Raw genomic sequence first — 25,259 nt, 5'->3', positions numbered from 1 at the left:
ATGACAAGGAAGCAGTCACATGTCGATCGAGCCAGATGTATCCCTGGATGGGAAGAAGTTGACGATCACGATCAAGGGCCGATTCGATTTCGGCAGCCACCAGGCATTTCGTGATGCCTACGAGCGGTTCTATAAGGTGCCTGAGTCGTACGTCGTGGACCTGAAAGAAACCACGTATATGGACAGCTCGGCCCTGGGCATGCTTCTGCTGCTGCGGGACCATGCCGGTGGCGATAACTCAGACGTGCGCGTGATCAACAGCAACATGGACGTGCGCAAAATCCTCGCCATTTCCAATTTCTACAAGCTTTTCGATATCTCGTGAGAGTCCTGGCGCCCTTATCCGAGCCGCTGACCATCCTGATTGCCGAAGACAGTGCCGCCGACTTGCTGTTGTTGTCGACCATCGTGCGGCGTCAGGGTCACCATGTGCTCACCGCGACCAATGGCGAGCAAGCCGTTGAAGTGTTTGCGCGCGAGCGCCCGCAGTTGGTGTTGATGGACGCGATGATGCCGGTGATGGATGGTTTTCTCGCCGCGCGCTGGATCAAGCAATTGGCGGGCGAGCAGTTGGTCCCCATCATCTTCCTGACCTCGCTGCGCGAAAGCGCCGCACTGGCCGAGTGTCTGGACGCCGGCGGCGACGATTTCCTGCCCAAGCCTTATAACCAGTTGATTCTGGCCGCCAAGATCAACGCCATGGACCGCCTGCGGCGGCTGCAAGCCACGGTGCTGCAGCAGCGTGACCAGATCGCCCGTCACAACGATTACTTGTTACATGAGCAGCGCACCGCCAAGGCCGTGTTCGACAAGGTCGCGCATTCGGGTTGCATCAACGCGGCGCCGAATATCCGCTACCTGCAATCGCCCTATGCACTGTTCAACGGGGACCTGTTGCTGGCGGCCTATACGCCGTCCGGCGACATGCACGTGTTGCTCGGCGATTTCACCGGCCACGGCCTGCCGGCGGCCATCGGTGCCATGCCCCTGGCCGAAGTGTTCTATGGCATGACCGCCAAGGGCTATGGGCTGACGCAGACCCTGCGTGAGATGAACGCCAAGCTCAAGCGCATCCTGCCGGTGGACATGTTCTGCTGCGCCACACTGTTGTGCCTGAGCACCGAGCGGCGCGTGGTGGAGGTGTGGAACGGCGGCATGCCCGAGGGCTATGTGCATGAGGTCGCTACCGGCAAGCGCACGCCGTTGATGTCGCGGCATCTGCCGTTGGGCGTGCTGTCGGCCCAGGCGTTCGATGACAGCACCGAAGTCTGGCCCATGGCCCTGGGCGACCGAGTGTTCCTGCTCTCCGATGGGGTGCTGGACACCGCCGACGCCAATGACCAGTTGTTCGGCGCCGAGCGTTTGCAGCAGGTGTTTGCCGCCAACCGCGAGCCCGACCGCTTGTTCGAGGATATCGAGCAGGCGCTGGCGGCCTTTCGCGGTGAGGCACGGGACGACGTCAGCATGGTTGAAATCACCTTGCTGTCCGGCCAACCGCTGCGCGTGGCCGAACCTATGTATTCCGACAGTGGCCAGTCGTGCCCGCTGAATTGGTCGGTGAGTTTTGAATTTCGCGCGCAGACCCTCAGGCGCTACAACCCATTGCCCTATCTGCTGCAATTACTGTTGGAGGTCCACGGCCTGCGTGAGCAGAGCGGTGCGCTCTACACGGTGATGGCCGAGTTGTATGCCAATGCCCTCGAACATGGGGTACTGGGGCTGGATTCACAGCTCAAGCAAGATGTCGAAGGGTTTGCGCAGTACTACCGTCTGCGCAACGAGCGGCTGGCGCAATTGAACAGCGGCCATATACGGATACATGTGCAGGTGTCCCCGACTGCAAAGGGCGGCAAGATGACGTTGCGTGTCGAGGACAGCGGGCCTGGCTTCGATGTTGATGAGGTGCTGGCGCGGCCGCTGGATGCTGACCGCCTGTCTGGCCGCGGCTTGAGCCTGGTGCGTCAACTGAGCAGCGCGGTACGCTGGTCCGATGGCGGGCGCAGTGTCTGCGTGGAGTTTTGCTGGAAGGCTCTGGCATAATCCGCCGATTCTTGATCAAGGAGCGAGCAAGTGGCTGAGATTCATCTGGACCCCGACGTGCTGTCGGGCTTGCAGGAGGTGATGGAGGACGAGTACCCACGGTTGCTGGAGACCTTCCTTCATGACTCCGAAGAGCGCGTCACCGCCTTGCGCAAGGCGCGTGATGACGCCAAGGCGCTGGGGCGCATCGCCCATAGCTTCAAGGGCAGCAGCGGCAACCTTGGGGCGGTGCGACTGGCGCAGTTGTGTCAGCGCCTGGAAGTGGAGTCCGTTGGGACGACGGCGGACCTCGGGGCCCTGGTCGATCAGATCGATCATGAGTTTGCCCTGGTTCGGCCGCTGTATGAGTCGGAGCGGCAGCGCTTCAGTCTCTGAAGCACTTCAAACCGCGATTTAGCTGCCCAGGGCGACTTGGCCCGACTCTTGCTCTATCTCTGGATACTGCATCCCCGACCCCCATGCAGTGGAGACCTTTATCTATGCCAGTCGCCCCTAATTCGCTCCTTCAGGCTGCCCCCGCGGCCAAGCCTCAAGCGCCTGCCGCCACCCCTGTGGCAGCGGCTGCGGACCCACGGGACAAGGGCCCTGGCTTCGCTCAAGTGTTCGCCAACCAAGGCGCCAAACCTGCCTTGAAAACCGCCGACGCCCCAGGCAAGTCGGCGCCGACGGCAGCCGGCGATCAATCTGCAGCCAGCACGCCGGCGGTTGCCGATAGCGGCAATCCCTTGCCTGCCAAGCCGGCCAAGGCCGACGAGGACGCCGCCGACACAGCCGTCGACCCGTCCCTGGCGCAACAGCCGCCGGCCGATCCGCCGGTCGACCCCGCGCTGATCGCCACGGTCACCCCCGTTGCCGTGCCGGTGGAAACGCCAGCGCCGACGGCGGCCGTGGAAGATGACAAGCCCCAGCCGGTCGCCGCCGCCCCCGTTGCCGTGAGCGACCAGGCCAAGTCACCGGCCTTCGACCCCGAAGCCGACCCCCTGGATGCGATGCCCGCCGTACGCTTGGCGATGGAGCAGGGTGGTCATGTATCGGCCAGCAGCCAGGCGCCACAGAAAACTGCGCCAGCCACGCCCCTGGATCAACCGACCGCCGCGCAGAACTTCGCGGCAGGCCTGGCCACCATGGTCGATCAACAAGCCACCAAGGACAGCACCGGCCAGGGCGGCGACAAAGCCTTCGGCGCGCTGATCGATGACGGCCTCAAGGACCTCAAGGACGCCAGCAGCGACACCCGCGTGGATGACTTCGCCAACCGCCTTGCCGCGCTGACCCAGGCCGCCACGCCGAAAACCGCCAACGCCTTGCCGCCGGTAACCAACGCCCCGCTGGCCATGCACCAGAGCGGCTGGACCGAAGAAGTGGTCAACCGCGTGATGTACCTCTCCAGCGCCAACCTCAAGTCGGCCGAAATCCAGCTGCAGCCGGCCGAACTGGGGCGCCTGGACATCAAGGTCAACATGACGCCCGACCAGCAGGCCCAAGTGAGCTTCATGAGCGGCCATGCGGTGGTCCGTGAAGCGCTGGAAAGCCAGTCCGGGCGCCTGCGCGAGATGTTCGCCCAGCAAGGCATGGGGCAGGTGGACGTGAATGTGTCCGACCAGTCTCGCGGGCAGGAGCAGCAGCAACAGCAGAGCCAGGCGCGGGGCGTGAGTGGCGGCCGCAGTAGCGCTGGCGACGTTGCCGACTCTAGCGAAGTGGCGGCCGCCGTCGCGCCGGTGGTGAGCAGTGTGATCGGCTCCAGCGCCGTCGACTACTACGCCTGACCCAAGCCGAACAGAGATCAAAATGTGGGAGGGGGCTTGCTCCCGATTGCGGTGTATCAGCAACAGATTTGTTGAATGACACACTGCAATCGGGAGCAAGCCCCCTCCCACATTTGATTGGTGTTGCCCTGGTGCCAGACAACTCTGGCATAACACTTGCTCTTGCCTTTCCGTAGATCTATGAATCCCAGAATAGTGACGGATTATTGGCATGGCGAAGAGCGACGACGCAGCAACTCCCCCCGCAGGCAAAGGCAAGCTCAAGCTGATCCTGCTGATTGTGCTGGGCCTGCTCCTGGCCATTGGCGCCTCGGTGGGTGGCACCTGGTACATCATGCACAGCAGTGCCAGCAAGCCGGCCCCCGCCGCCGACGCCGCCACTAACGTCAAGCAACCGGCAATCTTCGAGCCGATGCTGCCGGCGTTTGTCGCCAACTACAACCAGAACGGTCGCCAACGCTACTTGCAGGTGAGCATCACCTTGCTGGCGCGCAACCAGGCGGACCTGGACGCGCTCAAGGTGCACATGCCGGTGATCCGCAACAACCTGGTGATGCTGTTTTCCGGGCAGAGCTTCGACAGCCTGGCCACTGCGGTGGGCCAGGAAATGCTGCGCCAGAAGGTCACTGCCAGCGTGCAGGAAGTGGCCCAGAAAGAGCTCGGCAAAGTCGTGGTCGAGCAGGCGCTCTTCACTAACTTCGTATTGCAGTAGGACCACGACATGGCCGTGCAAGACCTGCTGTCCCAGGATGAAATCGACGCGCTGTTGCATGGCGTCGACGATGGTCTGGTACAGACCGAAATGGCTGCCGAACCCGGCAGCGTCAAAAGTTACGACCTGACCACTCAGGATCGCATCGTCCGTGGACGCATGCCGACCCTGGAAATGATCAACGAACGTTTCGCCCGATACACCCGTATCAGCATGTTCAACATGCTGCGCCGTTCGGCGGACGTGGCGGTGGGCGGCGTGCAGGTGATGAAGTTCGGTGAATACGTGCACTCGCTGTACGTGCCCACCAGCCTCAACCTGGTCAAGATCAAGCCGTTGCGCGGCACCGCGCTGTTCATCCTCGACGCCAAGCTGGTATTCAAGCTGGTGGACAACTTCTTCGGTGGCGACGGCCGTCACGCCAAGATCGAAGGCCGTGAATTCACGCCCACCGAACTGCGCGTGGTGCGCATGGTGCTGGAGCAGGCCTTCATTGACTTAAAGGAAGCCTGGCAGGCGATCATGGAAGTCAATTTCGAGTACATCAACTCGGAAGTGAACCCGGCCATGGCCAACATCGTCGGGCCGAGCGAAGCCATTGTGGTGTCGACGTTCCACATCGAACTCGATGGCGGTGGCGGCGACCTGCACGTGACCATGCCGTACTCGATGATCGAGCCGGTACGCGAAATGCTCGACGCCGGTTTCCAGTCCGACCTCGACGACCAGGACGAACGCTGGGTCAAGGCCCTGCGCGAAGACCTGCTCGACGTCGACGTGCCCCTGAGCGCCACCGTGGCCCGTCGCCAGTTGCGCCTGCGCGACATTCTGCACATGCAGCCGGGTGACGTGATCCCCGTCGAACTGCCGGAAGAACTGATCATGCGCGCCAATGGTGTGCCGTCGTTCAAGGTCAAGCTCGGTTCCCACAAGGGCAACCTGGCGTTGCAGGTGATTGAGCCGATCAATCGCCGCTGATGAACCCCCTATTCATGATTGTTTGCTGCGCCGAGGACATGTAATGGCTACCGAACACGAAAACACTTCCGCCGAAGACCAGGCCCTGGCTGACGAGTGGGCTGCGGCCCTGGAAGAAACCGGCGATGTCGGCCAGGACGACATCGACGCGCTGCTGGCCGCCGACGCTGCCTCCGCGCCGGCCGGCAAACGCCTGCCGATGGAAGAATTCGGCAGCGTGCCGAAAAACAACGAACCGGTGACCCTCGACGGCCCCAACCTGGACGTGATCCTGGACATTCCGGTGTCGATTTCCATGGAAGTGGGCAGCACCGAAATCAACATCCGCAACCTGCTGCAGCTCAACCAGGGCTCGGTGATCGAGCTTGACCGCCTGGCCGGCGAGCCGCTGGACGTGCTGGTCAACGGCACGCTGATCGCCCATGGCGAGGTGGTGGTGGTCAACGAGAAGTTCGGCATTCGCCTGACGGACGTGATCAGCCCGAGCGAACGCATCAAGAAGTTGCGCTGAAATGAAGTACAGCATGGCGGGACTGTTGCTGGCGCTGCCATTGGGCGCCCTGGCGGCTGAGCCGATCGCGCAAGCGGCTGCGGCACCTGCGGTCGGCAGCGTCGGCGGGCAGTTGACGCAACTGATGCTCGGCCTGTTGCTGGTGGTCGGCCTGATTTTCGTGCTGGCCTGGCTGATGCGCCGCGTGCAGCGTATCGGCCCGGGCAACGCCCAGGTCATCGAGCTGATCGGCTCGCGTGCCCTCGGCCCGCGCGATCGGCTGGTGCTGGTGCAGGTCGGCGAGGAGCAGATCCTGCTCGGCCTCACCCCCGGCCGCATTACCCCGTTGCACGTACTCAAGACACCGGTGGACGCGGCCAAGACCGAGGCCGCCACGCCAGAATTCGCCCAGCGCCTGATGGAATTGCTGGGCAAGGATCAGAAGGATAAGAAGTAATGCGCGTGTTCCTGACGCTCATGCTGTTGCTGGCCGCGCCGATGGCCCTGGGCGCCGACCCGTTGTCGATCCCGGCGATCACCCTGGGCACCAATGCGGCCGGCGCGCAGGAATACTCGGTCAGCCTGCAGATCCTGCTGATCATGACCGCGCTGAGTTTTATCCCGGCGTTCGTCATGCTGATGACCAGCTTCACGCGGATCATCATCGTGTTCTCGATCCTGCGCCAGGCCCTGGGCCTGCAACAGACGCCGTCGAACCAGATCCTCACCGGCATGGCGTTGTTTTTGACGCTGTTCATCATGGCGCCGGTATTCGACAAGGTGAACCAGCAAGCCCTGCAACCCTACCTGGCGGAGAAAATGACCGCCCAGGACGCGATCGACAAGGCCCAGGGTCCGATCAAGGACTTCATGCTGTCGCAGACCCGCTCCAGCGACCTCGAGCTGTTCATGCGCCTGTCCAAGCGCACCGACATCGCCACGCCGGACCAGGCCCCGCTGACCATCCTGGTGCCGGCCTTCGTCACCTCGGAATTGAAGACCGCGTTCCAGATCGGCTTCATGATTTTCATCCCGTTCCTGATCATCGACCTGGTGGTGGCGAGCGTGCTGATGGCGATGGGGATGATGATGCTCTCGCCGCTGATCATTTCGTTGCCGTTCAAGATCATGCTGTTTGTGCTGGTGGACGGCTGGGCGCTGATTATCGGCACCCTGGCCGGCAGTTTCGGAGGGGTATAGCGCGATGACCCCAGAAGTTGCCGTCGACCTGTTTCGCGAAGCGCTGTGGCTGACCACCCTGATGGTCGCCGTGCTGGTGGTGCCGAGCCTGCTGGTCGGCCTGCTGGTGGCGATGTTCCAGGCCGCCACCCAGATCAACGAACAGACCCTGAGCTTCCTGCCGCGCCTGCTGGTGATGCTGATCACCCTGATCGTCGCCGGCCCGTGGCTGGTGCAAACCTTCATGGAATACATCCTGCAGCTGTACGGCAGTATTCCGCAGTTGATCGGCTGAGCCGATGCAATCGTTACTGGCCTTGACCGACACCCAGATCAGCACTTGGGTGGCCTCGTTCATCCTGCCGCTGTTTCGCGTCACGGCCATGTTGATGGCCATGCCGGTGTTCGGCACCACCCTGGTACCACGGCGTGTGCGCCTGTATTTCGCGGTCGCGATCACCGTGGTGATCGTGCCCGGCTTGCCGCCGATGCCGCCGGTCAACGCCCTCGACCTCAGCGCGTTGATGCTGATCGCCGAACAGGTCCTGATCGGCGCCATGCTGGGCTTTTCCCTGAGCCTGTTCTTCCAGGCGTTTGTGGTCGCCGGGCAAATCATCTCGGTGCAGATGGGCATGGGTTTCGCGTCCATGGTCGACCCCACCAACGGTGTGTCGGCGGCGGTGATCGGGCAATTCCTGACTATGCTTGTGACCTTGCTGTTCCTGGCCATGAACGGCCATCTGGTGGCGTTCGAGGTGATGACCGAAAGCTTCACCACCTTGCCGGTGGGCTCGGGGTTGGTGGTCAACCACTTCTGGGAACTGGTGGGGCGCCTCGGCTGGGTGCTGGGCGCGTCCTTGCTGCTGGTGTTGCCGGCGATCACGGCGTTGCTGGTGGTCAACATCGCGTTTGGCGTGATGACTCGCGCGGCGCCGCAGCTGAACATCTTCTCGATTGGTTTCCCCTTGACCCTGGTGTTGGGCATGGGGATTTTCTGGGTCGGCCTGGCTGACATTCTCAATCAGTATCAACCGCTGGCGACCGACGCCTTGCAGTTCTTACGTGACCTGGCACGGGCGCGCTGAGCCATGGCCGAGAGCGAGAGTGGTCAGGACAAGACAGAAGACCCCACGGAGAAACGTAAAAAGGACTCCAGGGAAAAGGGCGAGATCGCACGCTCCAAGGAGCTCAATACCGTTGCGACCATGATGGCCGGTGCCGGCGCCCTGCTGATCTACGGCGGTGGCCTGGCGCTGGACCTGCTGGAGCTGATGAAGCACAACTTCACCTTGCCCCGCGAGGTGTTGCTCAACCCGGATTCCATGGGGCTCTACCTGCTGCATTCGGGCAAGATCGCGCTGCTGGCGGTGCAACCGATCCTGATCACCTTGCTGCTCGCCGCGCTGATCGGCCCGGTCGCCCTCGGCGGCTGGCTGTTTGCCGCCAGCAGCATGGCGCCCAAGTTCAGCCGCATGAACCCGGCGGCCGGGCTCAAGCGCATGTTTTCCACCAAGGCCCTGGTGGAGCTGCTCAAGGCCTTGGCCAAATTCATCCTGATTCTGTTCGTGGCGTTGTCAGTGTTGTCGTCCGACATCGACGACTTGCTGCGCATCGCCCACGAACCGCTGGAGTCGGCGATCATCCACAGCCTGCAAGTGGTGGGTTGGAGCGCGTTGTGGATGTCCGCCGGGCTGATCATCATCGCGGCGGTGGACGCGCCGATCCAGCTGTGGGAAAGCCACAAGAAACTGCTGATGACCAAGCAGGAAGTGCGTGACGAACACAAGGACCAGGAGGGGCGCCCGGAGGTCAAGCAACGCATCCGCCAACTGCAGCGCGAAATGTCCCAGCGCAAGATGATGGCCTCGGTGCCCGACGCCGATGTGATCATCACCAACCCGACCCACTACGCCGTCGCCCTCAAGTACGACCCGGAGAAGGGCGGCGCGCCGATGTTGCTGGCCAAGGGCAGCGACTTTACCGCGCTCAAGATTCGTGAGATCGCCGTGGCCAACGACATTCTGCTGCTGGAATCACCGGCGCTGGCGCGGTCGATCTTCTATTCCACCGACCTCGACCAGGAAATCCCCGCCGGGCTGTACCTGGCCGTGGCGCAGGTATTGGCCTACGTCTACCAGATCCGCCAGTACCGGGCGGGCAAGGGCAAGCGGCCCGATCCGCTCAAGGACCTGCCGATCCCGCCGGATTTGCGTCGCGATTCTTGAGGTAGGTGATGCCTATGCCGCGATCAAGCCCGCGCAGGCGAGCTTTTCTTCCATTCATGCCTATACCGTCTGTCGAAAACCAGCGCTTACCTGTCAACTTTGACAGTAGCCGCCATTACGCCTTTGCGGTGTGATGGGCGCGTAAGGCTGTGGGTTTTATGCGGCCTGCTCACCAGGTGTCGGGAGAAGGACCATGGCAAAAAGTACCGGTACGGTGAAGTGCTTCTCTGTTGACGAAGGCAGTGGATTTATCGCGCACTCGAGCGGAGTGCCTGACATTTTCTTCCAGCTTTCTTCCATCAAAAACCAAGACATACCGAGCCTTTCAACAGGGCAACGGGTCGAATACGAAGTCAAGGTAGGTCAGAAAGGCTTGCAGGCCGATGAGGTATGGGTGCTTTGACGCATCAGGCACTGCGCAAAGCATGCGCGGTTGATTTTTACCGTTTTCCACCAACTATGTGGGAAAGCCCAGATTTAAGGAGCATGAAATGAGCGTAATAACCACTTCCAGCGGTCTGCAGTACGAGGATCTGATAGTAGGTGAAAGACCGGAAGCAATAGCGGGCCAGCAAGTTCGGGTGCATTACGTTGGTTGGCTGGCAGTCGATGGCAAAATTTTCGATTCAAGTCGCGATCGCAATGACCCATTTAGTTTCAAGCTGGGGGCGGGGCAAGTCATAAGCGGATGGGATGAAGGCGTGCAGGGAATGAGAGTTGGGGGAAAACGCAGGCTGACGGTCCCGCCTCAACTTGGTTATGGTTCAAGGGGCGCAGGGGGAATCATCCCGCCGAATGCAGTTCTTGTATTCGAAATTGAGTTGCTTTCCGTCTAAAAAGCGAATCGAGGATGTTATTGAGACGCCCGCCAGTAACCATTCGATATTGATTTGCGCCTCTGCGCGGCCCTCGCAAGCCAAACCAATACCGTCCGTCGCAACCCAGTGCCTACCTGTCAACTTTGACAGTAGCCAGCGCCAGCGTCTCGCGGTTCTATTGCACCAGGCACTGCGCGCAGGCTGTAAACGAGATGCAGGGAGAACGGTATTGAAAGTGACGACGGGTACAGTCAAACGTGAGCTGGCCAGGGGCAAGTGGCTGATTGCGCTGGATGACGGGCATGACTGCGTCTTTATCGATTGGAGCGATTGGCGGGGGGCTGCACTGTCGATTGGTAAGAAGTTAACGTTTCAAATGATCCATAAACCCCAGGGCGTTTATGCGCTCCCCGTCAGCGCGCGTAACGATACCGGGACGGGTCCATAAGTGTATGGAGAACGGCAATGGCAACTGGCACTGTGAAATGGTTTAACGCGGAGAAGGGCTTTGGTTTTATTACACCGGATGATGGAAGCGCGGATGTTTTTGCTCATTACTCGGGAATTCAGACGGGAGGGTATAAAAGCCTGCAAGAAAATCAAAAAGTTGAATATGACCTAGCACAAGGACCAAAGGGTCCTCAGGCCGAGAATATACGGCCTCTTTAAAAGACTACTCCGGGTGCAAATGTGGGAGGGGGCTTGCCCCCGATAGCGGCGTGTCAGTCACCTATTCCGCGCCTGACACACCGCCATCGGGAGCAAGTCCCTCCCACATTTGACCTGAGCCACACCCGGTAGGCTGCGTCGCTTTGCCAGCGGCGAGCCTGGCGCTTCAGCGCTTGGATAAATGGGCGTTGCACATTGAATTCGTTGAGCGAATCAAGGAGGGCAGTGATGGCTACGGGAGTGGTCAAGTGGTTCAACTATGAAATGGGATGTGGCGGGATAATGCCCGATGACGCAGGCGCAGAGGTATTTGTCCACTATGTCGATATTCCAGGCGGCCCGTTCAAGGTCCTTGTGCCAGGCCAGAAGGTCAGCTATGACGTGGTCCAAAGCGCCAAGGGCTCGAGAGCCATACATGTCGAATCGGCCTGTCAGCATACTGTGTTTGATGAGCATCGCTGGCGGTGGAGTTGAACGGGAAAACAGAGGCTTGGTACGGGGCGCAGCGTTTGCAGCGGTGTGTACACACACATCCAAATGTGGGAGGGGGGCAAGCCCCCTCTTATCAAACTTAAAATAACTCGCTGATTTTAAAGGATTAATTTTTCAGTTAAAAACTGAAATTTCACATTCAAAGATCGTTCCCACGCTCCTGCGTGGGATCGCAGCCCGTGACGCTCCGCGTCACCTGTGCGCAATCGCCGAAACTTGCAGCGCTTGGCGGGACGCGGAGCGTCCCAGGAGGCATTCCCACGCAGAGCGCGGGAACGATCACCTCAGCGCCAAGAATATTTGTAGGCGCCCCCAGTTTGCTGCGCGACAGCGCTACGTCGAAGAGGTAGTGGGGCCTCCCACATTTGACCTGACTTACACCCGTAGGCTGCGTCGCTTTCAAGGTCATCCCGGGCCCAAAAGCAAAGTTGGAAGGCTTCTTGCAATACCGCCTGCAGGACGCCCCCCAGCGTCAAAACTTTGCTTCAAGGACACGAGGAAGACCGGTGGTAGATCGCTCTCAAATGCTCAGCACGGCCCGTGGCACCCTGACTGACCTGTCGCGGGGCAACCTGGGCGTGCCGTTGTTGTTGCTGGTGATGCTGGCAATGATGATGTTGCCGATGCCGCCGTTCCTGCTCGACGTGTTTTTCACCTTCAACATCGCCCTGTCGGTGGTGGTGCTGCTGGTGTGTGTGTACGCCCTGCGACCGCTGGATTTCGCCGTGTTCCCGACCATCCTGCTGGTGGCGACCCTGCTGCGCCTGGCGCTGAACGTGGCGTCCACCCGCGTGGTGATGCTCCACGGCCAGGACGGTCACGCCGCCGCCGGTAAGGTGATCCAGGCCTTCGGTGAAGTGGTGATCGGCGGTAACTACGTGGTCGGTATTGTGGTGTTCGCGATCCTGATGATCATCAACTTCGTGGTGGTCACCAAGGGCGCCGGGCGGATTTCCGAGGTGAGCGCGCGGTTTACCCTGGATGCGATGCCCGGTAAGCAGATGGCTATCGACGCCGACCTCAATGCCGGCCTTATCGACCAGAACCAGGCCAAGAGCCGTCGCCTGGAAGTGGCCCAGGAAGCCGAGTTCTACGGCTCCATGGACGGCGCCAGTAAGTTTGTGCGCGGTGACGCCATCGCCGGCCTGCTGATCCTGTTCATCAACCTGATCGGCGGCATAGCCGTGGGTATTTTCCAGCACGGCATGACCTTCGGCGATGCGGGCAAGGTCTACGCCTTGCTGACCATCGGTGACGGTTTAGTGGCGCAATTGCCATCACTGTTGTTATCCACAGCTGCTGCGATCATGGTGACCCGTGCGTCGGGCTCCGAAGACATGGGCAAGCAGATCAGCCGGCAGATGTTCGCTTCGCCCAAGGCGCTGGCCGTGGCCGCCGGTATCATGGCCGTCATGGGCATCGTGCCGGGCATGCCCCACGTTTCGTTCCTGAGCATGGCGGCCATGGCCGGCGGCGCGGCCTACCTGTTCTGGAAGAAACAGAATGCGGTCAAGGTTCAGGCCCTGCAGGAAGTCGCCCGCCAACAGGAATTGCTGCCGTCCCCGGCCCGCGCCCAGGAAACCAAGGAACTGGGCTGGGACGACGTGACCCCGATCGACATGATCGGCCTGGAAGTCGGTTACCGCCTGATCCCGTTGGTGGACCGCAACCAGGGCGGCCAACTGCTGGCGCGGATCAAGGGTGTACGCAAGAAGCTGTCCCAGGACCTGGGCTTTTTGATGCCCACCGTGCATATCCGCGACAACCTCGACCTGGCCCCCAGCGCCTACCGCCTGACCTTGATGGGCGTGATCCTGGCCGAAGCCGAGATCTACCCGGACCGGGAACTGGCGATCAACCCAGGGCAAGTGTTCGGTTCGCTCAACGGCATCACCGCCAAAGATCCGGCTTTCGGCCTGGAAGCGGTGTGGATCGAAGTCAGCCAGCGCAGCCAGGCGCAGTCCCTCGGTTATACCGTGGTGGACGCCAGTACCGTGGTCGCTACCCACCTCAACCAGATTCTCTACAAGCACTCCCACGAGCTGATCGGCCACGAGGAAGTCCAGCAATTGATGGGCCTGCTGGCCAAAGCCTCGCCAAAACTGGCCGAAGAGCTGGTGCCGGGCGTGCTGTCGCTGTCGCAGTTGCTCAAAGTGTTGCAGGCCTTGCTCGCCGAACAGGTGCCCGTGCGCGATATTCGCAGCATCGCCGAGGCCATCGCCAACAATGCCGCCAAGAGTCAAGATACTGCCGCTCTGGTGGCGGCGGTACGGGTCGGTTTGTCCCGCGCCATCGTGCAAAGCATTGTAGGCGTTGAGCCTGAGCTGCCTGTTATCACCTTGGAGCCAAGGTTGGAACAGATATTGCTCAATAGTATTCAGAAGGCAGGGCAAGGCCAGGAAGAGGGCGTCCTGCTGGAGCCAAGCATGGCTGAAAAGCTGCAGCGTTCGTTGATCGAAGCCGCGCAGCGCCAGGAAATGCAGGGCCAGCCGGTGATTCTGCTGGTGGCCGGTCCGGTCCGCGCGATGTTGTCGCGCTTCGGGCGCCTGGCAGTACCGAATTTGCACGTGTTGGCTTACCAGGAAATTCCTGACAATAAGCAAGTGACTATCGTCGCGACAGTAGGGCCCAACGGCTGAGGGTAGTGGGTTATGCAAGTAAAGCGTTTTTTCGCCGCCGATATGCGTCAGGCCATGAAGTTGGTCCGCGATGAGCTGGGCGCCGATGCCGCGATTATCGGTAACCGTCGTATCGCTGGCGGTGTCGAGCTGACGGCTGCCCTGGATTACACGCCTCAGGCCCTGGCTCCGCGTGTGCCGAACATGGAGCTCGAAGACGAGCTGCGCAAGACCGCTTCGCGCATCGTCTCGGCCCAGGCCGAACTGAGCATGCGCGGTGACAGCGACGCCACCACCAACCGCCAATTGTTCGCCGGCCTGCCACTGACCGCCGCCGAGCCGCTGGTGGAACCTACGTTTGTCGAGCCGCCACGTCCTGCAGCGCCAGCCCCTGCCGCCGCAGTCGACCAGCGTGTGTTCGATTCGATGCGCTTTGAACTCAACGGCCTGCGCGAGCTGCTCGAAGTGCAGCTGGGCTCGCTGGCCTGGAGCCAACTGCAAGGCAGCAAGCCGCAACAAGCCAACCTGTGGCGCCGGCTGCAGCGCATCGGCCTGTCCGGGCCGTTGTCCCGCGACCTGCTGGCGCTGACCGCCGAAGTCGAAGAGCCGCGCCAAGCCTGGCGCATGCTGCTGGCGCACCTGGCGCGGATGATCGCCACCCCGGAAATCGAACCCCTGGAAGAAGGCGGTGTGATCGCCATGGTCGGCCCCGCCGGCATGGGCAAGACCACCACCCTGGCCAAGCTGGCCGCGCGTTATGTGCTCAAGTACGGCGCGTCGAATATCGCGCTGGTGAGCATGGACAGCTACCGCATCGGCGCCCAGGAACAGCTCAAGACCCTGGGCCGTATCCTCAATGTGCCGGTCACCCACGTCGACCCGGGCCAGTCCCTGGCCAATGCCCTCGACCCGCTGCTGCGCAAGCGCGTGGTGTTGATCGATACCGCCGGCCTGCAAGCCAGCGACCCGGCCCTGCGCATGCAGCTTGAAAGCCTGGCCGGACGCGGCATCAAGTCGAAAAATTACCTGGTGCTTGCAACCACCAGCCAGAAACAGGTTCTTACCGCTGCCTATCACAGCTACAAACGCTGCGGCCTGGCCGGTTGCATCCTGACCAAACTGGATGAAACCGCCAGCCTCGGCGAAGTGCTGAGCCTGGCGATCAGTCATGAATTACCGGTCGCCTACCTGACCGACGGGCCGCGGATCCCGGATGATTTGCATCTGCCGCGCCGTCATCAGTTGGTCAGCCGTGCTGTCAGTGTGCAAATGCAAGACGAGCCTAGCGAGGAAGCGATGGCCGACATGTTCGCCGACCTTTATCACAACCCGGCAAAGCGGGTGGGATAAGGCAGGATGAACACCGTGAAATGTACCTACATCGATGGTCTGCAAGCGATACACGCGACCAAGCCATGTAGCCTGCGTCTAAGCAAGACAAGGTAAAGAAATAAAATGGGCAGCATGCATCCCGTACAGGTGATCGCGGTGACCGGCGGCAAAGGTGGCGTCGGCAAAACTAACGTGTCAGTGAATTTGTCCCTGGCCCTGGCAGAGCTTGGCCGTCGCGTCATGCTGCTGGATGCTGACCTGGGCCTGGCAAACGTGGACGTTCTGCTGGGGCTGACACCCAAACACACGCTCGCCGATGTGATCGAAGGCCGCTGTGAGCTGCGCGATGTGCTGCTCCAGGGCCCCGGTGGTATCCGCATCGTGCCGGCCGCCTCGGGCACCCAAAGCATGGTGCACCTGAGCCCGGCGCAGCATGCCGGCCTGATCCAGGCCTTCAGCGATATCGGCGACAACCTCGACGTGCTGGTGATCGACACCGCCGCCGGGATCGGCGAGTCGGTGGTCAGCTTCGTACGCGCCGCGCAAGAAGTGCTGCTGGTGGTCTGCGACGAGCCCACTTCGATCACCGACGCCTACGCCCTGATCAAACTGCTTAACCGTGATTACGGCATGAACCGCTTCCGCGTGCTGGCCAACATGGCCCAGAGTCCGCAGGAAGGGCGCAACCTGTTCGCCAAGTTGACCAAGGTCACGGATCGTTTCCTCGATGTCGCCTTACAATACGTTGGCGCAGTTCCCTATGACGAGTGTGTGCGCAAGGCCGTGCAAAAGCAGCGTGCGGTCTACGAAGCGTTCCCTCGTTCCAAGTGCGCACTGGCGTTCAAGGCGATAGCCCAGAAGGTCGATACCTGGCCGTTGCCTGCCAACCCTCGGGGGCATCTGGAGTTTTTTGTCGAACGATTGGTGCATCAGACGAGCGCGGGACCTGTGCTATGACATCCAGCGGCTACAACCTTTACAAAAAGTCGGCCCGTGACAGCCAGGGCGAGTTGATCGAGCGCTATGCGCCACTGGTCAAGCGCATCGCCTATCACCTGCTGGCGCGCCTGCCCGCCAGCGTGCAGGTGGAAGACCTGATCCAGGCCGGGATGATCGGCCTGCTTGAAGTGTCGACCAAATACGACGCGAGCAAGGGCGCGAGCTTCGAGACGTATGCGGGGATCCGTATCCGTGGCGCGATGCTCGATGAAGTGCGTAAAGGGGATTGGGCGCCGCGTTCGGTACACCGCAATACGCGCATGGTCAGTGACGCAATTCGTGCAATTGAAGCAAAAACCGGTCGTGACGCTAAAGATCATGAAGTTGCGGCCGAACTCCAATTGAGTCTCGACGATTATTACGGGATTTTGAACGATACCTTGGGCAGCCGCCTGTTCAGTTTCGACGACCTGTTGCAGGACGGCGAACACGAAGGGCTGCACGAGGACGGCGCGAGCGCGCATATGGAGCCGTCGCGCGATCTGGAAGATGAACGTTTCCAGGGAGCGCTGGCGGAGGCCATTGCCAATTTGCCGGAGCGCGAGCGCCTGGTGTTGGCGCTGTACTACGACGAGGAGCTGAACCTCAAGGAAATCGGTGAGGTCCTGGGGGTCAGCGAATCGCGTGTCAGCCAGTTGCATAGCCAGTGCGCGGCCCGCTTGCGGGGGCGGTTGGGAGAGTGGCGCGCGCGCTGACAGGCAGTGTGGGGACACTGCAGACGCTACCGCGAAGGCTTCGGCCTTCGCGGGTTCGCTCCGTGGTGCCCTGGGCAGTCCTTTTTGTGTAACGCCTGTTGATTGAAGTGGCGCGTCCAGGTGCTGGGCGCGTTTAAGACTGCTTGGAGGTCGAATTGGACAAGAACATGAAAATCCTCATCGTTGATGACTTCTCAACGATGCGGCGGATCATAAAAAACCTGTTGCGTGACCTTGGGTTCACTAACACGGTCGAGGCGGACGACGGCATTACGGCGATTCCGATCCTCAACAGCGGGAGCATCGACTTTCTGGTAACCGACTGGAACATGCCCGGCATGACCGGTATCGACTTGCTGCGCCATGTGCGCGCCGATGAAAAACTGCGCAGCCTGCCGGTGTTGATGGTGACCGCCGAAGCCAAGCGTGAACAGATCATCGAAGCCGCCCAAGCCGGGGTAAACGGCTATGTGGTCAAGCCATTCACTGCCCTGGCCTTGAAAGAGAAGATCGAAAAAATCTTCGAACGCATCGGCCATTGATGCTGCCACGGGGGAGCTATGGACCATAACGAAACGTCACAGGGCGATTTTGAGTCGACCCTGAAAAAACATGCTCACCAGTTGGTCGAATGCCTTGAAAAGGGCCAGTTCGGCGATGCGGTGCAGTTGATCCATGAGCTTAACCAGACCCGTGACCGCGGCCTGTACCAGGAAGTGGGCAAGCTCACGCGTGAGCTGCACAGTGCGATCGTCAATTTCCAGATTGACCCGCGCATGCCCCAGGCCGAAGAAATTTCCCAGATCACCGATGCCACCGAACGCCTGTCCTATGTGGTCAGGCTGACCGAGGCAGCGGCCAACCGCACCATGGACCTGGTGGAAAACGCCACGCCTTTGGTCAACGGCATGGCCAGCGAAGCCCAGGCCCTGAGCGTTGACTGGGGCCGCTTCATGCGCCGCGAAGTGGGGGCTGAAGAGTTCCGTGAACTGGCGCGTCGGGTCGACGGTTTTCTGTCGCGCAGCGAACAGGAAAACCGCACGGTGGCCGGCAACCTCAACGACATTCTGCTCGCCCAGGATTACCAGGACCTCACCGGTCAAGTGATCAAGCGTGTGACCCAACTGGTCACCGAAGTGGAAAGCAACCTGCTCAAACTGGTGCTGATGGCCGGCCAGGTCGACCGTTTTGCCGGCATCGAACATGACCGCGAAGCGATCCTCTCGGAAAAAGATCCACAAAAACACCTCGCCAAGGGTGAAGGTCCGCAGATTCATGCCGATAAACGTGAAGACGTCGTATCCGGTCAAGATGACGTAGACGATTTGCTGTCCAGTTTAGGCTTCTAAGGAGCACCCACATGAGCTTCGGCGCCGATGAAGAAATCCTTCAGGATTTCCTTGTAGAGGCCGGCGAAATTTTAGAGCAACTGTCCGAACAACTGGTCGAGCTGGAAAGCCGTCCAGATGATGCGAACCTGCTCAATGCAATTTTTCGCGGTTTTCACACTGTAAAAGGGGGCGCCGGCTTCCTCCAGCTCCATGAGCTGGTGGAGTGCTGTCACATCGCCGAGAACGTGTTCGACATCCTGCGCAAGGGTGAGCGTCAGGTTGACTCGGAATTAATGGACGTGATTCTCGAAGCACTGGATGCGGTCAACGCCATGTTCAGCCAGGTGCGTGAACGTGCACCGGTCACCGCCGCCACTCCGGAACTGCTGGCCGCCCTGGCGCGCCTGGCCGAACCGGCTGCGCAAGCACCGGCTGTGCAAGCCGTGCCTGAGCCAGTGGTGGAAGCCGAGGCGGATGTGACCGACAGCGAGTTCGAGCAACTGCTCGACTCGCTCAATGCGGTCAAGGCCGAGGCTGAAGCACCGGCTGCAACGGCGCCGATTGCCACGCCGACCAGCGAAGACATTACCGACGCAGAATTCGAATCCCTGCTCGATCAGTTGCATGGCAAGGGCCAGTTCGCGGCCGACGCCGTGGCACCGGCGGCTGCGCCAGCGGCACCGGCGGCCAACGCCAGTACCGATATTACCGACGACGAATTCGAGGCGTTGCTCGACCAACTGCACGGCAAAGGCACGTTCGTCGCCGAAGCCTTGCCGCAGGTCGCTGCCACTGCCACTGCCACTGCCTCCGTCGCTCCGGCGGCCAGTGCAGCACCTGCCGGTGACGGGCTGATTTCGGATAACGAGTTCGAGGCTTTGCTGGACGAGTTGCACGGCAAAGGCAAGTTCACCGAAGTGGCCCCGGCTCCGGCCGCCGCCGCAGCGGTCGCTACAGCCGCACCGGTTGCCGCCGCCAAAGCCGCAGCGCCGGTCGCCAAGCCCGCGCCTGCACCGGCTGCCGCGCCAGCTCCGGCGCGTCCTGCCGCTGCGCCGGTTGCCGATAAACCTGCCACTGAAGCCGAAACCACGGTGCGCGTAGACACTGCGCGCCTGGACGACATCATGAATATGGTCGGCGAGCTGGTGCTGGTGCGTAACCGCCTGGTGCGCCTGGGCCTGAACAGTGGCGATGAAGCCATGCAGAAGGCCGTGTCGAACCTCGATGTGGTCACCGCCGACCTGCAAACCGCCGTGATGAAAACGCGGATGCAGCCGATCAAGAAAGTCTTCGGCCGTTTCCCGCGCCTGGTGCGCGACCTGGCGCGCCAGCTCAAGAAAGAAATCAACCTGGAACTGGTGGGCGAAGAAACCGACCTCGACAAGAACCTCGTCGAGGCCCTGGCCGACCCGCTGGTCCACTTGGTGCGCAACGCCGTCGACCACGGCGTGGAAACCCCGGAAGAACGCGAAGCCTCGGGCAAATCGCGGGGCGGCAAGGTGATCCTGGCGGCGGAGCAAGAGGGCGACCATATCCTGCTGTCGATCACCGATGACGGCAAAGGCATGGACCCGGCCATTTTGCGCAATATCGCAGTCAAGCGCGGCGTGATGGACAAGGACGCCGCCGACCGCCTCACCGACACCGAATGCTACAACCTGATCTTCGCCCCCGGCTTCTCGACCAAGACCGAGATATCCGACGTGTCCGGCCGTGGCGTCGGCATGGACGTGGTGAAGACCAAGATCAGCCAGCTCAATGGCTCGATCAATATCTACTCGACCAAGGGCCAGGGCTCGAAAATCGTCATCAAGGTGCCGTTGACCCTGGCGATCATGCCAACCTTGATGGTGATGCTGGGCAACCAGGCCTTCGCCTTCCCGCTGGTCAACGTCAACGAGATCTTCCACCTCGACCTGTCGCGCACCAACGTGGTGGACGGCCAGGAAGTGGTGATCGTGCGTGACAAGGCCCTGCCGCTGTTCTACCTCAAGCGCTGGCTGGTGGCATCGGCCAAGCATGAAGAGCAGCGCGAAGGCCATGTGGTGATTCTGTCGGTGGGCACCCAGCGCATCGGCTTTGTGGTCGACCAACTGGTGGGCCAGGAAGAAGTGGTCATCAAGCCGCTGGGCAAAATGCTGCAGGGGACCCCGGGCATGTCCGGCGCGACCATCACCGGTGACGGTCGCATCGCGTTGATTCTCGATGTTCCGAGCATGCTCAAGCGTTACGCCGCACGGCGTATTTGATTCTGGCGGGGCAGGGCGGTAGCGCCCGCCCCGTCTAACGGAGTGTTTATGGTAGTCAAGGTCCTGGTGGTGGACGATTCGGGTTTCTTCCGCCGCCGCGTCTCGGAGATTCTTTCCGCCGATCCAACGATTCAGGTAGTCGGCACGGCCACCAACGGCAAAGAGGCGATCGATCAGGCCATTGCGTTGAAGCCGGACGTGATCACCATGGACTACGAAATGCCGATGATGGACGGCATCACGGCCGTGCGTCACATCATGCAACGCTGCCCGACACCGGTGTTGATGTTCTCCTCGCTGACCCATGAAGGCGCCCGGGTCACCCTGGATGCGCTGGATGCCGGCGCGGTGGATTTCCTGCCGAAGAATTTCGAAGACATCTCGCGTAACCCCGATAAGGTCAAGCAGATGCTGTGCGAGAAGGTGCACAGCATTTCGCGCAGTAACCGCCGCAGTCTGTTCAGCGCGCCCGCGCCGACTCCTGCGCCTGCACCCGTGGCCGCGCCGACAGCATCGTTCAGCCGCCCGGCGCCCGCACCCGTCGCTCGGCCCGCGCCGGCAGCGCCTACCCGCACGGCTGCATCAAGCGCCCATTCGCCCGCGCCCAAGCGCAAGGCCTACAAACTGGTGGCGATCGGTACGTCCACGGGCGGGCCGGTGGCCTTGCAGCGTGTATTGACCCAACTGCCGGCCAACTTCCCGGCGCCGATCGTGTTGATCCAGCACATGCCCGCCGCGTTCACCAAGGCCTTTGCCGAGCGCCTGGACAAGCTGTGCCGCATCAGCGTCAAGGAAGCCGAGGATGGCGATATCCTGCGCCCTGGCCTGGCGCTGCTGGCCCCGGGTGGCAAGCAGATGATGGTGGATGGCCGTGGCGCGATCAAAATCCTGCCGGGCGACGAGCGCCTCAACTACAAGCCGTGCGTGGATATCACCTTCGGTTCGGCGGCCAAGTCCTACGGTGACAAAGTTCTGGCGGTGGTGCTCACCGGCATGGGCGCCGATGGCCGTGAGGGCGCGCGCCTGCTCAAGCAGGGCGGCAGTGCAATCTGGGCCCAGGACGAAGCCAGTTGCGTGATCTACGGCATGCCCATGGCGATCGTCAAGGCTGACCTGGCCGATGCGGTCTACAGCCTGGACGACATCGGCAAGCATCTGGTGGAGGCCTGCCTCTGATGGATGTCTTGAGCCTGATCGGCATCACCCTGGCGTTTGTCGCCATTATCGGCGGCAACTACCTTGAAGGCGGCCACCTTGGCGCCCTGGCCAACGGCCCGGCGGCGCTGATCGTGATCGGCGGCACCGTGGGCGCGGCGTTGTTGCAGGCGCCGGTGAGCTCGTTCAAGCGCGCCATGCAGATCCTGATTTGGATCATTTTCCCGCCACGGGTCGACTTGCCAGGCGGCATCGACCGCGTGGTCAACTGGAGCCTCACCGCCCGCAAGGAAGGCCTGCTGGGCCTGGAAAGCGTGGCCGATGCCGAGCCCGACAGCTACGCCCGCAAAGGCCTGCAACTGCTGGTGGATGGCGCCGAGCCGGAGGCGATCCGCAGCATCCTCGAGGTGGATTTCTACACCCAGGAAAGCCGCGACATCAACGCGGCCAAAGTCTTTGAAAGCATGGGCGGCTACGCGCCGACCATCGGCATCATCGGTGCGGTAATGGGCCTGATCCACGTGATGGGCAACCTGGCCGACCCTTCGCAACTGGGCAGCGGCATTGCTGTGGCATTTGTCGCCACCATCTACGGTGTGGCGAGCGCCAACCTGGTGTTGTTGCCGGTGGCGAGCAAGCTCAAGTCGATTGCCATGCGCCAGTCCCGTTACCGCGAGATGTTGCTCGAAGGCATCCTGTCGATCGCCGAGGGCGAAAACCCGCGCTCCATCGAATTGAAGCTCCAGGGCTTCATGGATTGATGCATATGGGCATGGGCATGTGGCGAGCGAGCTTGCTCGCGCTGGGCTGCGAAGCAGCCCCACTCCAGGCAACACGGTCTTTCAGACAGGTCGCAGCGTCTGGGTTCAGGGCCGCTTCGCGCCCCAGCGCGAGCAAGCTCGCTCGCCACAATGAAGTGTTCGCTGTTGGTCAGAGAGGAAAGTGCCTGTGAGCCGTCGCCGTCGCGAGCCTGAAGAGCACGTCAACCATGAACGCTGGCTGGTGTCCTACGCGGACTTCATCACCTTGCTGTTTGCGTTTTTCGTGGTGATGTACTCGATCTCGTCGGTGAACGAAGGCAAGTACAAGGTTATTTCCGAAGCGTTGATCGGGGTGTTTTCCGACTCCGATCGCGCGCTCAAGCCTATCCCTATAGGCGATGAACGACCCAAGACGGTGACCCCGGCCAAGCCGCTGGTCAACGACAGCGATGAAACCGCCGCCGGTGTCGGCGGCACCAGCGACCCGCTCAAGAGCATTGCCGACGATATCAGCGCCGCATTTGGCGACCTGATCAGCTCCAACCAGATGACCGTACGCGGCAATGAGCTATGGGTGGAGATCGAGCTGAACTCCAGCCTGTTGTTCGCCAGCGCCGATGCGCTGCCGAGCGACCAGGCCTTCACCATCATCGACAAGGTGGCAGCGATCCTCAAGCCGTTTGAAAACCCGATCCACGTCGAAGGCTTTACCGACAACCTGCCGATCAGTACGGCGCAGTACCCGACCAACTGGGAACTGTCTTCGGCCCGGGCGGCAAGCATCGTGCGCATGCTCGCGATGCAGGGCGTGAACCCCCAGCGCCTGGCGTCGGTGGGCTACGGTGAATTCCAGCCGGTGGCCAATAACGCCACGCTTGAAGGCCGTGCGCGCAACCGGCGGGTGGTGCTGGTGGTGTCGCGCAACCTGGATGTACGCCGCAGCCTGACCGGCACCGGCACGGCGAATGCAACACCGGATGCGGCGTTGAGGCGCGCTGGCACACAAACTGCACCGGCCCCTGCAAAGCCGCTGGTGCGGGCCAGCTCCGTCAATTCTCCGTCACCGGCTCACTAACCTATGCAATGTCTCGGTCGCGCGTGTGCCCACCGGGAGGAATCAACCGAATGAGAGTCTGGGCAGTTGCCAATCAAAAGGGTGGAGTCGGCAAGACCACCACGTCCATCGCGTTAGCCGGCTTGCTGGCCGAGGCAGGCAAGCGCGTGGTCGTGGTCGACCTGGACCCCCACGGCTCCATGACCAGCTATTTCGGTTACGACCCGGATGCGCTGGAACACAGCTGCTACGACCTGTTCCTGCACAAAGGCAGCGTGCCCGGCGATTTGCCTGGGCAACTGCTGCTGCCCACCAGCAGCGACAGTATTTCGCTATTGCCGTCCAGCACCGCCCTGGCCACCCTTGAGCGCCAGTCGCCGGGCCAGAGCGGCCTGGGCCTGGTGATCGCCAAGACCCTGGCGCAACTGTGGCAGGACTTCGACTACGCGATCATCGACAGCCCGCCCTTGCTCGGCGTGCTGATGGTCAACGCCTTGGCGGCCAGCCAGCAGTTGGTGATCCCGGTACAGACCGAACACCTGGCCGTCAAAGGCCTGGAGCGCATGGTCAGCACCCTGGCGATGATCAACCGTTCGCGCAAGCAGGCGTTGCCGTACAGCATCGTGCCGACCTTGTTCGACCGGCGTACCCAGGCCTCCCTCGGCACCCTGCGCGTACTGCGCGATGCCTATCCGGACACCATCTGGAACGGCTACATCCCGGTGGACACGCGCCTGCGTGACGCCAGCCGCGCCGGGCTCACGCCGTCGCAATTCGACGGCAAGAGCCGTGGCGTGCTGGCTTATCGGGCGTTGCTCAAGCACCTGCTGTCCCAGCAGCTTGTGGCGCAGGTGGCCTGATGAACCGTCCCCTGGACTTCAAGACCCGGCCGCAACTGGCACTGGAATCCTACCTGGATGCCTTGCTGCAAGAGGCGACCGCCGAGGAGCTGCCGGAACCGATCCTGGTGCTGGAGCCGGCCGTCGAGCCTGACGCTGCGCTGGATGAGTTTCAGTTGGCGGTGCTTGAGGAGCAGGCCCGCGATGCACACGTCGAAGCGACGCCGCTGGTGGTGCCAATCACGCCTGAGGTGGTGGCGCCGGTGGTGGTAGAGCCGATCGTGGAAGTGCACCTGCCGCCGAGCATCACGCCGCCGCCGGTGACCGGCGATGGTCGCCCGTCGTGGGCCGCCGAGCCGTTCGAATGCCTGCTGTTCGACGTCGCCGGGTTGACCCTGGCGGTGCCGCTGGTGTGCCTGGGCTCGATCTATTCCCTGGAAGGCCAGGAGCTGACGCCGTTGTTCGGGCAACCGGAGTGGTTCCTCGGCATCCTGCCCAGCCAGGCCGGCAATCTCAAGGTGCTGGACACCGCGCGCTGGGTAATGCCCGACCGCTACCGCGACGACTTCCGCCAGGGCCTGCAGTATGTGATCTCGGTGCAGGGCTACGAGTGGGGGCTGGCGGTGCATCAAGTCAGCCGCTCGTTGCGCCTGGACCCGAACGAAATCAAATGGCGCAGCCACCGTGGCCAACGGCCGTGGCTGGCGGGCACCGTGATCGAACACATGTGCGCGTTGCTCGACGTCGCCGAACTGGCAGAGTTGATCGCCAGTGGCGCGGTCAAGGAAATGGCGCAGAACAAACGCAGTTGATTGAACAATAAAGGTCGTGCGGTTGCGCGGCCCATTAGCACACAC

Annotated in this window: 29 protein-coding genes; all 29 read left to right on the top strand. The window is 61.7% G+C overall.

Features of this window, described 5'->3' with window-relative positions; translation table 11 throughout:
- Positions 1-19 precede the first annotated feature (19 nt).
- The 29 genes from C4J92_RS18465 (at position 20) to C4J92_RS18325 (ending at position 25,214) form a co-directional block, all read left to right on the top strand.
- Positions 20-325, top strand: coding sequence for an STAS domain-containing protein (locus C4J92_RS18465; RefSeq protein ID WP_124404856.1), 306 nt, complete (start codon positions 20-22; stop codon positions 323-325).
- A complete protein-coding gene (locus C4J92_RS18460; protein ID WP_124404855.1) occupies positions 322-2,040 on the top strand; it encodes a fused response regulator/phosphatase in 1,719 nt (572 codons plus the stop codon). The genes C4J92_RS18465 and C4J92_RS18460 overlap by 4 nt, the downstream gene beginning before the upstream one ends.
- 30 nt (positions 2,041-2,070) lie before the next feature.
- On the top strand, positions 2,071-2,415 hold the full coding sequence (locus C4J92_RS18455; RefSeq protein WP_124367843.1) for an Hpt domain-containing protein: 345 nt from the start codon (positions 2,071-2,073) through the stop codon (positions 2,413-2,415).
- Positions 2,416-2,519: 104 nt separating this feature from the next.
- Entirely contained in the window at positions 2,520-3,806 is a 1,287-nt protein-coding gene (locus tag C4J92_RS18450) for a flagellar hook-length control protein FliK (RefSeq protein WP_124404854.1), read from the top strand.
- Positions 3,807-4,017: 211 nt separating this feature from the next.
- The gene (gene fliL / locus C4J92_RS18445; RefSeq protein WP_124363774.1) at positions 4,018-4,518 is read left to right on the top strand and encodes a flagellar basal body-associated protein FliL; all 501 of its coding nucleotides are present in this window, start codon (positions 4,018-4,020) and stop codon (positions 4,516-4,518) included.
- Positions 4,519-4,527: 9 nt separating this feature from the next.
- The gene (gene fliM / locus C4J92_RS18440; protein WP_124363773.1) at positions 4,528-5,496 is read left to right on the top strand and encodes a flagellar motor switch protein FliM; all 969 of its coding nucleotides are present in this window, start codon (positions 4,528-4,530) and stop codon (positions 5,494-5,496) included.
- A 43-nt stretch (positions 5,497-5,539) separates the two neighbouring features.
- Entirely contained in the window at positions 5,540-6,007 is a 468-nt protein-coding gene (fliN, locus tag C4J92_RS18435) for a flagellar motor switch protein FliN (protein WP_124371416.1), read from the top strand.
- A 1-nt stretch (position 6,008) separates the two neighbouring features.
- Positions 6,009-6,443 (top strand): flagellar biosynthetic protein FliO, encoded by a 435-nt coding sequence (gene fliO / locus C4J92_RS18430; RefSeq protein ID WP_124367841.1) that lies wholly within the window; start codon positions 6,009-6,011, stop codon positions 6,441-6,443.
- Entirely contained in the window at positions 6,443-7,186 is a 744-nt protein-coding gene (fliP, locus tag C4J92_RS18425; RefSeq protein WP_124363771.1) for a flagellar type III secretion system pore protein FliP, read from the top strand. Before fliO ends, fliP begins: the two co-directional genes overlap by 1 nt.
- Before the next feature lie 4 nt (positions 7,187-7,190).
- Positions 7,191-7,460 carry a flagellar biosynthesis protein FliQ gene (fliQ, locus tag C4J92_RS18420; protein ID WP_057721355.1) on the top strand — a complete coding sequence of 90 codons (270 nt, stop codon included), beginning with the start codon at positions 7,191-7,193 and terminating at the stop codon, positions 7,458-7,460.
- A gap of 4 nt (positions 7,461-7,464) precedes the next feature.
- Positions 7,465-8,250: a flagellar biosynthetic protein FliR gene (gene fliR / locus C4J92_RS18415; protein WP_124363770.1), complete on the top strand. Its 786-nt coding sequence runs from the start codon at positions 7,465-7,467 to the stop codon at positions 8,248-8,250.
- A 3-nt stretch (positions 8,251-8,253) separates the two neighbouring features.
- Complete coding sequence (gene flhB, locus C4J92_RS18410) at positions 8,254-9,390, top strand: flagellar biosynthesis protein FlhB (RefSeq protein ID WP_124363769.1); 1,137 nt, start codon at positions 8,254-8,256, stop codon at positions 9,388-9,390.
- A 193-nt stretch (positions 9,391-9,583) separates the two neighbouring features.
- On the top strand, positions 9,584-9,793 hold the full coding sequence (locus C4J92_RS18405) for a cold shock domain-containing protein (RefSeq protein ID WP_124404853.1): 210 nt from the start codon (positions 9,584-9,586) through the stop codon (positions 9,791-9,793).
- An 88-nt stretch (positions 9,794-9,881) separates the two neighbouring features.
- Positions 9,882-10,226, top strand: a complete 345-nt coding sequence (locus C4J92_RS18400) for an FKBP-type peptidyl-prolyl cis-trans isomerase (protein WP_124404852.1) — start codon at positions 9,882-9,884, stop codon at positions 10,224-10,226.
- A 217-nt stretch (positions 10,227-10,443) separates the two neighbouring features.
- Positions 10,444-10,656, top strand: a complete 213-nt coding sequence (locus C4J92_RS18395) for a hypothetical protein (protein ID WP_256657507.1) — start codon at positions 10,444-10,446, stop codon at positions 10,654-10,656.
- A gap of 17 nt (positions 10,657-10,673) precedes the next feature.
- Positions 10,674-10,877: a cold-shock protein gene (locus C4J92_RS18390; protein WP_124404851.1), complete on the top strand. Its 204-nt coding sequence runs from the start codon at positions 10,674-10,676 to the stop codon at positions 10,875-10,877.
- Between the two features lie 228 nt (positions 10,878-11,105).
- Positions 11,106-11,351: a cold-shock protein gene (locus tag C4J92_RS18385; protein ID WP_124404850.1), complete on the top strand. Its 246-nt coding sequence runs from the start codon at positions 11,106-11,108 to the stop codon at positions 11,349-11,351.
- A 542-nt stretch (positions 11,352-11,893) separates the two neighbouring features.
- Positions 11,894-14,008 (top strand): flagellar biosynthesis protein FlhA, encoded by a 2,115-nt coding sequence (gene flhA, locus C4J92_RS18380; protein ID WP_124405831.1) that lies wholly within the window; start codon positions 11,894-11,896, stop codon positions 14,006-14,008.
- 12 nt (positions 14,009-14,020) lie between these two features.
- A complete protein-coding gene (gene flhF, locus C4J92_RS18375; protein WP_124363767.1) occupies positions 14,021-15,337 on the top strand; it encodes a flagellar biosynthesis protein FlhF in 1,317 nt (438 codons plus the stop codon).
- 105 nt (positions 15,338-15,442) lie between these two features.
- On the top strand, positions 15,443-16,276 hold the full coding sequence (gene fleN / locus C4J92_RS18370; protein ID WP_003192912.1) for a flagellar synthesis regulator FleN: 834 nt from the start codon (positions 15,443-15,445) through the stop codon (positions 16,274-16,276).
- Positions 16,273-17,013: an RNA polymerase sigma factor FliA gene (gene fliA / locus C4J92_RS18365; RefSeq protein ID WP_124359259.1), complete on the top strand. Its 741-nt coding sequence runs from the start codon at positions 16,273-16,275 to the stop codon at positions 17,011-17,013. Before fleN ends, fliA begins: the two co-directional genes overlap by 4 nt.
- 167 nt (positions 17,014-17,180) lie before the next feature.
- The gene (locus C4J92_RS18360; protein WP_005790040.1) at positions 17,181-17,555 is read left to right on the top strand and encodes a chemotaxis response regulator CheY; all 375 of its coding nucleotides are present in this window, start codon (positions 17,181-17,183) and stop codon (positions 17,553-17,555) included.
- Between the two features lie 18 nt (positions 17,556-17,573).
- A complete protein-coding gene (locus C4J92_RS18355) occupies positions 17,574-18,362 on the top strand; it encodes a protein phosphatase CheZ (protein WP_124363766.1) in 789 nt (262 codons plus the stop codon).
- Between the two features lie 11 nt (positions 18,363-18,373).
- Complete coding sequence (locus C4J92_RS18350) at positions 18,374-20,593, top strand: chemotaxis protein CheA (protein WP_124404849.1); 2,220 nt, start codon at positions 18,374-18,376, stop codon at positions 20,591-20,593.
- Between the two features lie 48 nt (positions 20,594-20,641).
- Positions 20,642-21,769, top strand: a complete 1,128-nt coding sequence (locus tag C4J92_RS18345; protein WP_124404848.1) for a chemotaxis response regulator protein-glutamate methylesterase — start codon at positions 20,642-20,644, stop codon at positions 21,767-21,769.
- Positions 21,769-22,509 (top strand): flagellar motor protein, encoded by a 741-nt coding sequence (locus C4J92_RS18340; protein ID WP_124363763.1) that lies wholly within the window; start codon positions 21,769-21,771, stop codon positions 22,507-22,509. Before C4J92_RS18345 ends, C4J92_RS18340 begins: the two co-directional genes overlap by 1 nt.
- Before the next feature lie 187 nt (positions 22,510-22,696).
- Positions 22,697-23,584: a flagellar motor protein MotD gene (motD, locus tag C4J92_RS18335; protein ID WP_124363762.1), complete on the top strand. Its 888-nt coding sequence runs from the start codon at positions 22,697-22,699 to the stop codon at positions 23,582-23,584.
- Positions 23,585-23,634: 50 nt separating this feature from the next.
- On the top strand, positions 23,635-24,423 hold the full coding sequence (locus tag C4J92_RS18330) for a ParA family protein (RefSeq protein WP_124371406.1): 789 nt from the start codon (positions 23,635-23,637) through the stop codon (positions 24,421-24,423).
- Positions 24,423-25,214 (top strand): CheW domain-containing protein, encoded by a 792-nt coding sequence (locus tag C4J92_RS18325; RefSeq protein ID WP_124371405.1) that lies wholly within the window; start codon positions 24,423-24,425, stop codon positions 25,212-25,214. The genes C4J92_RS18330 and C4J92_RS18325 overlap by 1 nt, the downstream gene beginning before the upstream one ends.
- Positions 25,215-25,259: the final 45 nt, after the last annotated feature.

Source organism: Pseudomonas sp. R3-18-08, from assembly GCF_003852065.1.
GTDB lineage: Bacteria > Pseudomonadota > Gammaproteobacteria > Pseudomonadales > Pseudomonadaceae > Aquipseudomonas.
Note: the sequence above shows the minus strand (reverse complement) of the source record. Positions and strands in the feature narration are given on the sequence as shown.